Origin of the sequence: Streptomyces sp. WAC06614 (assembly GCF_003949795.1) — a bacterium.
GTDB lineage: Bacteria > Actinomycetota > Actinomycetes > Streptomycetales > Streptomycetaceae > Streptomyces.
In genome coordinates this window covers 1-10,637 of record NZ_RPRY01000248.1, presented here as the reverse complement: position 1 = coordinate 10,637, position 10,637 = coordinate 1, and the positions used below count along the sequence as shown (strand labels likewise).

The window sequence follows — 10,637 nt, the reverse complement described above, 5'->3', positions numbered from 1 at the left end:
GCACACCGGGAGGGATCACGCGGGCGGGACCACACGGGAGGGCATCACACGTAAAGGCGCACGGAAAGCCGCACGTAAAGGCGCACGGAAAGGCGCGCGTAAAGGCGCAAGGAAAGCCGCGCGGAAAGGCGCGCGGAAGGCGCGCGGAAAGCCGCACGGACAAGGAATCACATGGGGGAGGAGGAGGCCCGTCCGGCGCGGATCTCGCCGACCACCCGGGCCGTGGCCGCCCGGACCCCCTCCATCTCCTGGAGGAAGTGCCAGTAGTCGGGGTGCCGCCCCTCCAGCCCCGCCAGGGCCCGGTCCACCCGGGCCACCGCCTCGTCCAGCGGCCCGGCATGCCGCGGGTCCGGCACGCTGCGGCCCTCCATCGCCAGCCGCTGCGCGTCCCTGATCGCGAACCGGGTCCGGCGCACCTCGTCCTCCGGGTCCTCGGCCACGGCGTCCAGCCGCGCCAGCCGGTCCTGGGCCGCCGACACGCCGTCGTCCACGGCGTCCAGCAGCGCCCGTACGGTCGTGATCAGCGAGGTGACGTCCGCCCAGCGCTGCTCGGCGAGAGCCGTCCCGGCCTCCCGGAGCCGTTCCTCGGCCTGGGCGACGTCGCGGGCGGCCTGTTCCGGAACCCGCTGAAGGTCCTGCCAGCACGCCGCGCTGAACCTGCGGCGCAACTCGCTGAGCACCGGGACCACCCCGTCCGCGCGGTGCCGCAGGGCCTGGGCCCGGGTCCGCAGGCTCACCAGGCGCCGGCCCATCTCGGCCGCCCGCTCCGGCAGCCGCTCGGCCTCGGCCCGTACGGCCTCGGCATCGCGCAGAATCCGTTCAGCACGCTGGATGGTCTCGGGCACCCCGTGCTGCCCGGCCCCCTGGTTGAGCAGCGTCAGCTCCGGCGCCAGCCGGGCCAGCCGGGCCGCCAGCTCGTCGGCCCGCAGCCCCGAGGCCCGTACGGCGTCCAGCGCGTCGCTCGCGGCCCGCAGCGCGGCCTTGGCCCGTTCGCGGGCCGGCGCCACCCGGGCCAGCTGGGTCTCGGCCCGGTCCAGCAGCGGCTGCAACCCCTGGGCGAACCGTTCCAGCTCCCGGCCGACCCGCTCCAGCTCGCCCCGCGCCCGGTCCAGCTCCTGCTTGGCCCGAGCGGCCGTGGCCCCGTCGAGCTCGGCCCGGTCCAGGTCGTGCGCGTCGACGGCCTCGATGTAGGCGTGGCTGACCTCGTCGATCCGCCGCCCCAGCCCGGCGAACCCGTCGACGACCTGCCGCGCAGCCGGGGACGAGTCGACCGCGACGATCGTCTCGACGGAGATGCGCAGGTCCCGCTGCGCGGTGTCCAACGCGTAGAACGCGGCGGCAGCGGCGTCCTTCGCGGCCTGAGCCTCGGCCCGCCGGCTCTCGTCCCGCCCACCGAACCACCGCCGGGATGCCGTCGCCACAATCCCTCTCCCGTACCGCGTCCGCCCTACCGCGCCCCATTCTCCCCCAAGGGAACGCGTTTGCGTCGGCGGTGTCCCCTCCATGTAGGCTGTCCATCCATCCACGGGTGCGTAGCTCAGGGGTAGAGCGCTGCTCTTACAAAGCAGATGTCGGCGGTTCGAAACCGTCCGCGCCCACCAGCCAGGATGCCCCCGACCGATCCCGGTCGGGGGCATCTGTCGTGCACGTCCGAGATCGACGGAGACGGTCAGAGAGGGCCGGTCGCCTCGTCGGGAGTGTGCCGGCCGCCGTCACCGGGCTTGCGGTCCCGTCCCGCGGGTACTGCCGCCCTCGCACCGCTGGCGCGTTAGGTACGACTGGCGGCGAACCGAGGTAGACCACTCCTGGCCAATGTCAACCTGTGACCGAACGCTCTTAAAAGGTCGCTCGGCCTTTGTTCTTGGTCCGCATGCACGTGAATGGCGCGTCGGGTGATTCCAGCCATCTGCGGTGCAGGTGCGGAGGAACGAGATCTTCCGGCAGTACGTTCGATTCTGCGCATTGCTTCGGGGGGACAGGCGTACGGCGCTGAATCCTGCCCGGGCATCGGACTCGGGGAGGGACGAGTGAAGATCCGCCTACAGCGCACTGCCGGCATCATGGCTGGCCTGACGCTGCTGTGCACTGCAGCCGTGACCCCGGCGCACGCTGAAGGGTCCTTCGACACCTATATCTCCAACTGGTACGTGAGCAACGAGTCGCGCCACTGGAGCGACAGAAATTCCGACGGTGCCTGGACCGGTGTCTATTTCGAGGGTTGCTCCACCAACGGCGCCTTCAATCAGGCACGACTCATGCTCCGCAAGGCAGTGGACTGGCAGCCCGACCCGAGCAAGGGGTCCCGTACCAACTACTGCAGTTGGGTCGACTGGAACGACCCCGACGACGCCGGCGAGTACTACTTCGTGCTGGAGAGCATCAGCAGCGGAAGCCGTCTGTGGGTTAACAAGGTCACTGTCGGCTACTAACCCTGGGACCAAAACCTCCGCTCATTCGCCATGGAAGGAGAACTACGACGTGTTACAGCGCCATCGATTAGCGACCCTGACGGCTGGCGCCCTCCTGCTCGGTGCTGCGGGCGCCATGCCCGCTCACGCTGAAGGGGGACGCGACTCCTACATCAACGGATGGACGCTCCACAAGGAGTCAAGCCGCTGGTACGACAGCAACTCTGACAGCGCCTGGACGGGGGTCTACTTCGAAGGCTGCTCCACGGATGCCGATTTCGCGTATGCGGGTCTGCATCTTTACAAGGACATCTCATGGAGCCCTGACGTGTTCAAGGGCTCGCGTACCAACCGCTGCGGCTGGGTCGACTGGAACGACCCCGACGACGCCGGTCAGTACTACTTCGCTCTCAAGAGCCTTGCGAACGGTGAAGCCCTCTGGGTGAACAAGGTACGCATCGGCTGGTAGCACTCTCGGCCGGTGCCGACGACTTTCGCCTTCACTCTCCGCGGATCGACGCACCAGCCTCGATGTGGCCTTCGTCGCCACAGCACGAGGCGGCGCCCGCACGCCCGGATGCACTCGGACTCTGATCGTCCGAGGTGCCCGAACGAAGGGAAGCACATGGAGAACTACCGTCAGAAGATTGCTGTAGTCATGGCCGGTGTTGCTTTGGTCGGCCTTGCCGGGGCCGGCCCCGCGCAGGCCGAGGGTGGGCGCGACACGTACATCACCCAATGGGCGCCGGGCAAGGAGTCCGGCCGGTGGACGGACAACAACGAGGACAGCGCCTGGACCGGCGTCTACTTCCAGGGTTGCAGCACGGACTCGAGCATGGGCTTCAACAGAGCGGGCCTCCAGCTCTGGAAGCACCAGGACTTCCGCCCAGACATCAACAAGGGCTATCGCGTCAACTACTGCCAGTGGGTGGACTGGAACGACCCGAACGACGCAGGCGTCTATTACTTCCGGTTGGACAGCCTGCTGCACGGCGGTTACCTCTGGGTCGACTACGTGAAGATCGGCTGGTAACCACCTCCCGCAAGACGCGCGTCCCGGTGGTCTCACCGCCGGGACACCCGCGCTGCCCATGGTCCCACTACCTTGCTGCCCCCAAGGCGGCGGATTGCGCGCTACGACATGGCTCTGGTTTTCGATGACATCGTCTTCCGGTACGGGAGGCAGGCGCCGGTGTTCACCGGGTTAAGACTGGTGGTCGAAGCACCTGCGACGGTGCTTCTCGGCCCCAACGGGGCCGGCAAGTCCACCCTGATGGCCATCGCGGCCTCGCAACTGGCACCGGTCTCCGGAACGGTGAGCTTCAACCGCGCGCGCCCCGATGGCCGCAGGCAGGCGGCCTATCGCAAGCGTGTCGCGTGGATACCGCAGCACATCACTCCGGTCCCCGGTCTCACCGTGCGTGAGCAGGTCGCCTATGCGGGCTGGCTCAAGGGAATGGGCCGCCGGGCAGCATGGGACGCATCGGCCAGAGCCGTCGAGCAAGTGGGGCTGGGCAAGCTGGCGGACCGCAAGAGCCACCAGGTCAGCGGAGGCCAATTGCGCCGTATGGGTATCGCCGGTGCCCTGACGCACCACAGTGAGCTGATTCTGATGGACGAACCGACCGCGGGACTTGACCCGCAGCAGCGCCAGATGTTTCGCCAGCTGGTGAGTGAGCTCTCCCATAAGGTGCAGGTGCTCGTCTCGACGCACCAGACCGAGGACCTCGCCGACCTCTACCACCAGGTGGTCGTCCTCGACCAGGGCGTTGTCCGCTTCCAAGCAAGCCCAGCACAATTCCATGCCCTCGCCCCGGCCGCCCAGGGAGCTCGCGAACGAGCCGAAGCCGCCTACGCGCTACTGGTCGGGCAGGAGATCTGAACCATGCTGACCCGTACTCTCATACGGTCGTCTTCCGCGACGGTCATGTTCTTCCTGCTTGCCATGTTCGTCGCCTTCCTTCTCAACGACACTCTCACAGGCTTCGTGACCCACGGCTACGGCCCCTCCGCGCTCGGCAAGGCGTCCATGGCGCTGCCGTTCGCCGCTGCGGCTTGCGCGGGAAGTGCCGCATGGGAAGCCGCCCGCCTCAAGCGCGGCCGGGTATTCGAACAGGCCCCTGCGCGAAGCCGGCTCGGCATCGCTCTGCCCGTTCTCGTACCGGTCTGGTCCATGGGCGCCGGCGGCCTGGCCGTGGCTCTGGCCGTCTCCTCGACCGCCGTCGCAGCGGCCCCGCCACTGACGCACTGGGGCATGCTCCTCGCGCAAGGGCTGCTGCTGGCAGCCAATACCCTCATCGGCTACCTCCTCGGCTGCCGCCTGCCGGGACTGGCCGCCGCGCCACTCGGCCTCGTTGCGGGCTTCTTCCTCATGGCCTTCCCCGCCTCCTGGGAAAGCGCCTGGCCCCGCCAGCTCGTTGCAGGCGGCTTCGGGAGCTGCTGCTCGGTCGGCAGCGTCATCAGCCAGAGGGCAGTCTGGGTAGCCGTACTTTTCGCAGCGGCAGTGTGCGCCGCATCCTTGGCCGTCATCCACCGCGCGACGCGGGCCACGGCCCTGCTCGCGCTGTCCTTGGTGGCTGGTGCCCTCGCGATCGCCATACCCGTGGCCAAGCCGCTCGGATACGACCCCGTGATCGCCAGAGACGCCTCCGAACTGGTCTGTGACACCCAGGCACATCCCCAGATCTGCCTCTGGCCCGAGACCGCCGACCGCGGCAAGGTCGTCCAGGAGACGCGTGCCTACGTCGCCCGCATGGGCGAGGCAGGCCTGCCCGTCCCGGCCATGCTCACGCAGAACCGCAGGCCAGGGCCCGGAGAGACCACCCTTGGCATCAACGAGTCCCCCCGCCTCGGCAACATAGCTGCCAACCTGGCCAACGCCGTCCTTCCCCCGCTACCGGAGTGTGCCCGCGCCACGGGCAGGTTCGCCGCCTACCCCGCCCGCGGCCCCCTGATCGCGTGGATCACGGCCGTTGCCACCCAAGCCCCGCCCCAGCCGGGCCCGTTCAGGCCAGAGGACGCAGCCCTCGCGCAGAAGATCCTGGAACAGCCCCGCCAGACGCAACTGGCCTGGTACGAGACCAACCGCCAAGCGCTGACCACCTGCGACCAGCCACCGCGCCTGGACCCGAAGGGGGCCGGCCAGTGATCTGGTGGCTCCGCTCGCGCGCTGTGGCAGTGCTGGCAGCGAGCACTCTCCTGACAGCTCTGGCCAGCCTGGCCGTGGGAAACGTGGAAATCCCCGTCCCCGTACTGGCCGGACAGGCCGGGAAGTTCCTTTTGGCCGACCTGATCACAGTCCTCCCTGCAGTGCTATGGATCAACGGGACTGGTCGAGCCAGCACCGCAAGCGAGATCACCGCGGTGCGTCCTGTGCACCGCTGGGACACTACGCTCGCCGCCGCATTGGCGACAGCCGGTCTGGCTGTTACAGGCCTCGCGCATGTCGTGGGCATTACCGGGGTCGCCGTAGCGGTGGGACGCAACATTGCCGTCTACATGGGCATTGCCCTGCTCCTCAACCCGATCGTCGGTCCCCGCATCGCAGCCCCTCTCACGGCCGTCTTCCCTCTCGTGTGCGCAGCCGCTGGATGGCGCTCGGGCGGCGGCGCCGAACCCTGGGCCCTCATCCTCCACCGCCCCGGCTCGGCACCAGCATTTGCCGCGGGCATCATCCTGCTGGTTGCCGGATGTGTCGTCAGCTTCCTGAAGTCGCCCGCGACAGGTGCTCTCCGCCTCCGACGGGGGTGACCGCCCGCGTGGGTCACGTGGGCCCGGGCAGCGTGATCGAGCGACCCGGATGCTCACGACTTCCGCGGCCGGCGCTACGGGTGGGGGGCTCTCCTGGGTGGTTCGTGATGCCGCGGGAGAGGATGGCGACCGAGGTGACGGGGGTGCCCTGGGGGCCCCAGACGCTGTTCTTGAGGAGGACCGTGCGTTCTCCCAGGAGGCGTAGGGTCTGGCGGTCGAAGATCCATTCGGTGCGTTCGCCGTTGTGGCTGCGGGCCACCGCGACGCCCGGGCGGCCGGCGGCGTCCGTCGCCTCGGGGACCAGAACGACGCCAGGGATGCGGGCCGCCGCGCGGTAGAGGGCCGCGCTCACGCCCGGTGGGGCCTCCACGGTGCGGAGCAGGTCGCCGATGGCGACGAACGCCTGCTGGTCGGGGCCGGTGGTCGAGCCCGAACCGGGGCCGTGGTTGCGGCGGGTGTCGGAGTAGATCAGGGACAGCAGGCGGTCCGGATCCGTCGGGAGGGATTCGAGGAAGCGGTACGTGGGGCCGTTGAGGGTGGCTCCGGTGGTGCCGCGGGCGGGGTCCGTCGTCGTGCCGCGTGCGGTGCGAGTGACCGTACCGGCCGAGCCGTCGACCGACACCCAGCGCTCGGCCGACTCGTCCGTCCTCGATGCTTCCATCTGCCTGTTCTGCGTTTCCGAGAGGCCCGTGGAGTGGCCCGTCGTCCGCGTGTAGAGGTACTGGCCGTCCCGGACCGGCGGGGCCGGCTGCTCGTGCGCGGCGAGGGCGGCGCGGTCCAGCAACTGCACGGCCGCCGGGTCGGGGGCAGCGGCGGGGAGCGGGCCCTTGGGGGATTCGCTCCCCGTGCCTCCCGACCAGGTCAGGACTACTGCCACCGCTCGTCTTCGGTGTTCACGGGTTTCCCTTCCCTGCGGTCGGGGACGGGTGCTGTGCGAGCTGGGCGGCGGTGAGGACGCGCAGTCGGGCGCGGGCGCGGGCGCGGGCGCGGGACAGGCGGGAGCGGACGGTGCCCACCTTCACCCCGCACACCCGGGCGACCTCGTCGTGGCTGAGGCCCGACCAGACGGACAGGACGAGGACCTCACGGTCCGCGTGCCGGAGCCGGCCCAGAACGGCCAGGGCGGCCGTGGCCCGGTCCGTATCGGTCAGGCGGGACACGACGGCGTCCGCCGGGTCGGGGACGGGGTCCGGCGGTGGCAGGCGGGCCAGGGCGTCGCGGTGGCGGCGGGCCGCGCGGCGGGTGTTGCGGACGACGTTCGTCGCGACGCCCAACAGCCAGGCGCGGGAGCCGGTGACACGGTCGAAGGTGTCGCGGAGCCGCCATGCCTCCAGGAAGGTGAGCGAGACGATGTCCTCGGCCCCGGCCCGGTCGCCGGTCATGCGGACGGCGTGCGCGTACACCGCCCGGGCGTGTGCGTCGTAGAGTTCCGCGAACTGTTGATGGTCCACACCGGGTCAGTGTCCGCAGCGGCCGCCGCTCTGCATGTGATCGGGGTCTCAGGCGGGGAAGCGCCAGCGGGTCTGGGTGAAGTGGGGGGAGCGGCCGAAGCCGAAGGCGGTGGTCGGGGGGACCCGGAAGACCCAGGCGGTGCCCGCCTGTTCGGATTCCTCGGTCGGGGGTGGGGTCGCCGAGGCCGAGGCGCTGTCGAAGGCGCCGTCGCGGACGTCGAAGTGCCAGTCCGGGCCGTACTTGGTCTCCCAGGCCGCCGACAGTGCGCGCAGGCGGGGCTCGTCCGTGACGCGGACGGCCGTGCCCTCCAGGACGATGTCGAGGCCCTCGCCGTAGCGGTTGGTTCCGGTGGTGAGGACGACGTGGGGGTTCGCCGCGAGGTTGAGGGCCTTGCGTTCGCCCGGGCCCGTCGCGAAGTGGAGGGCTTCGTCCTGCCAGACCGCCAGGAGCGGGGTGACATGGGGACGGCCGTCCGGGCGGACCGTGGTCAGCCAGAAGATCTCGGACTCCTCCAGGCGGGTCACCGCCTCCGGCCACGGGGTGGCGGTGGCGCCGGGGGAGCTGTAGCGGGTGTCCAGGTCGGTGCGGGGCGAAGGCGAAGGCGATTGCGGCTGCTGCGGCTGGGGCGGCTGGTGGTTCTGCTGGGCGGCGTTCATCGTGCTCCCGGCGGGGGATAGTGGGGGTATGTGCCGGAGTATCAAGACGTTGAGGCCGCCTGCGCTCCCGGAGAAGGCCACCGAGGAGGACATGCGGGCCGCCGCCCTGCAGTACGTGCGGAAGGTGTCCGGGTTCCGGGCGCCGGCCGCGCACAACCGGGAGGTGTTCGACGAGGCCGTCGACGCCGTCGCCGAAGCCACGCGGGTGCTGCTGGAGGGGCTGGAGGTGCGGGGCGCCGCCTCGGCGGCGCGGGGGTGAGCCTCCGCCGGTTCCGGGGGTGGCCGTGCGACGCCGTGCGGGCCCGGCCCGTCAGGTGCCGTGGGTGCGGCGGCGTACGCACCACACGCCGGAGCCGAGGGCGGCCGCGACCAGGCTGCCGCCGAGGGCGATCTGGCCCGGGCTGATGCCCTTGGTGCTGCCGCCGAGGCCGCCGCGGGCGCTGCCGCGGACCACGTCGAGGGTTTCGGTGACCCGCTTGCCGTCCGAGTCGCACTGGAACGTCACGTAGTGCCGCTTGACAGTGGCGTTCTGGTAGACCGTGGCGCTGCCGACGAGGTTGGTGGTCGCCGGGGTACTGCGGGAGAGCGTCACCTCACCGAAGGCGGTGGAGGTGGCCCGGCCGGACCCGGTGCCGCAGCCGGTCAGGGTCAGGCCGACCCGGCTGCCCGGGGTGACGGAGGTGGGCGAGACGGAGGCGGAGGGGCGGGCGTACGCGGCCCAGGGCGCGAGGGCCGGGACGACCGCGGCGGTGACGAAGGTGGCGGCGGCAAGGGTCGCGAGGCGGTGCTGGGCTTGCATGGGCGGGCTCTCCTCTGGCTCCACTGGCTCCACGGGCGTGCGTGCGTGCGGGGTCCCGGGAAGCTCCCTGGCCTGCGCGGCTTCCCGGCGATCCGGCTGATCCGGCTTCCCCGGCTCCCGGGGAACGGCGCGGCCAGGGCCCGGTGGTGGCGCGGTCCGGCCGCGCGCACCCTCGTGCTGTGGACGCTAGGAGCGGAGCGGGCCCGGGGCGATCGGGGCCGGGTGAACGGGTGAGACCGTGCCGCCACCCGAGGGACCCCGAAGCCGAGCCGGGGCCGGGGTCTCGGGGCCGGTCCAGGGGGCCTGGAGCGCACCTCGCCGACGGCCCGAGCCGAACCTGGCGAGGGCTCCGAGCCAAGCCTGGCCCGGGCCGAGCCGGGTCGCCCAGCTCAGGCTCAGCACCCCCAGGGCGTGGCGCTGCCCTCGCTCGGGGCTTGCAGCCGGGCCGGAGGCGGGCGCCGCCCGGCCCCGCCCGGCTACGCCCCGGCCCCGCCCGGCTGGGCCGGGCCGGAGGCGGGCGCCGCCCCGCCCGGCTACGCCCGGCTACGCCCGGCTACGCCCGGCTACGCCCGGCTACGCCCGGCTACGCCCGGCTACGCCCGGCTACGCCCGGCTACGCCCGGCTACGCCCGGCTACGCCCGGCTACGCCCGGCTACGCCCGGCTACGCCCGGCTACGCCCGGCTACGCCCGGCTACGCCCGGCTGCCCCCGGCTACGCCGTCGTCGGGGACGGGCGGCGGACCAGGTAGGCGGCCAGGGCGCCCGCGGCGAAGAGGGCGATCAGGGAGACCGCCGTGCCCAGCCAGGCCGCGCCGAGCCATTGGGTGCCGAAGTAGCCGAGGGCCACGCTGTAGCCCGCCCAGGCCATGCCCGCCAGGATGGACCAGGGGAGGAACTCCTTGACCTTGCGGTGGGTCTTGCCCGCGCCCAGGGAGACCACCGAGCGGCCGGCCGGGGCGAAGCGGGCGATGACCACCAGGGCGCCGCCGCCCCGGGCCAGCGCGGTGCCCAGGCGTTCCTGGGCGCGGGTGAGCCGGCGGGAACGGGCGATGGCCCGGTCCAGGCGCTTCCCACCGCGCCGGGCCAGCCGGTACGCCGCGAAGTCGCCCAGTACGGAGGCCGTGGTGGCGACCACCAGCAGCGCGGCGATGTCCGGGACCTGCTCCGGCACCGCGGCGGGGGAACCGGCGGCCCCGGCCGCCGCGGCCGCCGCCGCGGCGGTGATCACCAGGACCCCGCTGGGCAGCACGGGCACGAAGACGTCCAGGACCACGGAGACCGCCACCACGGCGTAGATCCAGGGGCTCGTGGTCAGCGACCCCAGTGTCTCGAACAAAGCAGGACTCCCCGGTCCGGTCGTCGTCGTGCTGCGGCTGCGGCTGCGGCGGTGAAGCGCCGCGACGTCGCGGGGGAGCGGCAGGGGCGGCTTGACAGCCATACAGCGTACGCCGCGCCGTGCCCTCCCCGTCGCCGGGGGTGAGCCCGCCCCGCGTGTCCGCACCCGCCGGGCCGGCCCGATCGGCTCCCCGGGCTCCTGCTGCGTCCTCCTCCCGTGTCCCCCTCCCTCGTTC

13 protein-coding genes and 1 tRNA gene are annotated in these 10,637 nt (G+C 71.7%); 8 read left to right on the top strand and 6 right to left on the bottom strand.

Annotated features, from left to right (window positions below; all coding sequences use genetic code 11):
• Positions 1-167 precede the first annotated feature (167 nt).
• The gene (locus EF918_RS26310) at positions 168-1,421 is read right to left on the bottom strand and encodes a hypothetical protein (protein WP_260610686.1); all 1,254 of its coding nucleotides are present in this window, start codon (positions 1,419-1,421) and stop codon (positions 168-170) included.
• Between the two features lie 105 nt (positions 1,422-1,526).
• Here EF918_RS26310 and EF918_RS26305 point away from each other — a divergent pair.
• From EF918_RS26305 to EF918_RS26275, 7 genes are all read left to right on the top strand, one after another.
• Positions 1,527-1,601 (top strand) — tRNA-Val (locus EF918_RS26305).
• Between the two features lie 426 nt (positions 1,602-2,027).
• Positions 2,028-2,429, top strand: a complete 402-nt coding sequence (locus tag EF918_RS26300; RefSeq protein WP_125651180.1) for a hypothetical protein — start codon at positions 2,028-2,030, stop codon at positions 2,427-2,429.
• Positions 2,430-2,478: 49 nt separating this feature from the next.
• Positions 2,479-2,877, top strand: coding sequence for a hypothetical protein (locus EF918_RS26295; protein WP_125651178.1), 399 nt, complete (start codon positions 2,479-2,481; stop codon positions 2,875-2,877).
• Between the two features lie 156 nt (positions 2,878-3,033).
• Positions 3,034-3,441, top strand: a complete 408-nt coding sequence (locus tag EF918_RS26290) for a hypothetical protein (protein WP_125651176.1) — start codon at positions 3,034-3,036, stop codon at positions 3,439-3,441.
• A gap of 108 nt (positions 3,442-3,549) precedes the next feature.
• The gene (locus tag EF918_RS26285) at positions 3,550-4,290 is read left to right on the top strand and encodes an ATP-binding cassette domain-containing protein (protein WP_125651174.1); all 741 of its coding nucleotides are present in this window, start codon (positions 3,550-3,552) and stop codon (positions 4,288-4,290) included.
• Positions 4,291-4,293: 3 nt separating this feature from the next.
• Entirely contained in the window at positions 4,294-5,556 is a 1,263-nt protein-coding gene (locus EF918_RS26280; RefSeq protein ID WP_125651172.1) for a hypothetical protein, read from the top strand.
• The gene (locus EF918_RS26275; RefSeq protein WP_125651170.1) at positions 5,553-6,158 is read left to right on the top strand and encodes a hypothetical protein; all 606 of its coding nucleotides are present in this window, start codon (positions 5,553-5,555) and stop codon (positions 6,156-6,158) included. The genes EF918_RS26280 and EF918_RS26275 overlap by 4 nt, the downstream gene beginning before the upstream one ends.
• A gap of 13 nt (positions 6,159-6,171) precedes the next feature.
• Here the strand turns inward: EF918_RS26275 and EF918_RS26270 are convergent, their stop codons facing one another.
• From EF918_RS26270 to EF918_RS26260, 3 genes are read right to left on the bottom strand one after another with little or no spacing between them, the layout of a single operon-like run.
• Positions 6,172-7,035 carry a CU044_5270 family protein gene (locus EF918_RS26270; protein ID WP_125651167.1) on the bottom strand — a complete coding sequence of 288 codons (864 nt, stop codon included), beginning with the start codon at positions 7,033-7,035 and terminating at the stop codon, positions 6,172-6,174.
• 16 nt (positions 7,036-7,051) lie between these two features.
• On the bottom strand, positions 7,052-7,609 hold the full coding sequence (locus EF918_RS26265; protein WP_125651165.1) for an RNA polymerase sigma factor: 558 nt from the start codon (positions 7,607-7,609) through the stop codon (positions 7,052-7,054).
• 48 nt (positions 7,610-7,657) lie between these two features.
• Positions 7,658-8,266: a pyridoxamine 5'-phosphate oxidase family protein gene (locus EF918_RS26260; protein WP_125651163.1), complete on the bottom strand. Its 609-nt coding sequence runs from the start codon at positions 8,264-8,266 to the stop codon at positions 7,658-7,660.
• A 28-nt stretch (positions 8,267-8,294) separates the two neighbouring features.
• On the opposite strand from EF918_RS26260, the gene EF918_RS26255 reads away from it, so the two are divergent.
• Complete coding sequence (locus tag EF918_RS26255) at positions 8,295-8,525, top strand: DUF2277 domain-containing protein (protein WP_125651161.1); 231 nt, start codon at positions 8,295-8,297, stop codon at positions 8,523-8,525.
• 51 nt (positions 8,526-8,576) lie between these two features.
• Here EF918_RS26255 and EF918_RS26250 read toward each other — a convergent pair whose 3' ends face one another.
• Together EF918_RS26250 and EF918_RS26245 are read right to left on the bottom strand one after the other, a co-directional pair.
• On the bottom strand, positions 8,577-9,065 hold the full coding sequence (locus EF918_RS26250) for a hypothetical protein (protein ID WP_125651159.1): 489 nt from the start codon (positions 9,063-9,065) through the stop codon (positions 8,577-8,579).
• A 713-nt stretch (positions 9,066-9,778) separates the two neighbouring features.
• Entirely contained in the window at positions 9,779-10,402 is a 624-nt protein-coding gene (locus EF918_RS26245) for a DedA family protein (protein WP_125651157.1), read from the bottom strand.
• Positions 10,403-10,637: the final 235 nt, after the last annotated feature.

Excerpts from the sequence above, each read along its gene's own strand:
- EF918_RS26290 (WP_125651176.1), top strand. The coding sequence starts at position 3,034 with ATGGAGAACTACCGTCAGAAGATTGCTGTAGTCATGGCCGGTGTTGCT.
- EF918_RS26285 (WP_125651174.1), top strand. The coding sequence starts at position 3,550 with ATGGCTCTGGTTTTCGATGACATCGTCTTCCGGTACGGGAGGCAGGCG.
- EF918_RS26280 (WP_125651172.1), top strand. The coding sequence starts at position 4,294 with ATGCTGACCCGTACTCTCATACGGTCGTCTTCCGCGACGGTCATGTTC.
- EF918_RS26260 (WP_125651163.1), bottom strand. The coding sequence starts at position 8,266 with ATGAACGCCGCCCAGCAGAACCACCAGCCGCCCCAGCCGCAGCAGCCG.
- EF918_RS26255 (WP_125651161.1), top strand. The coding sequence starts at position 8,295 with ATGTGCCGGAGTATCAAGACGTTGAGGCCGCCTGCGCTCCCGGAGAAG.
- EF918_RS26250 (WP_125651159.1), bottom strand. The coding sequence starts at position 9,065 with ATGCAAGCCCAGCACCGCCTCGCGACCCTTGCCGCCGCCACCTTCGTC.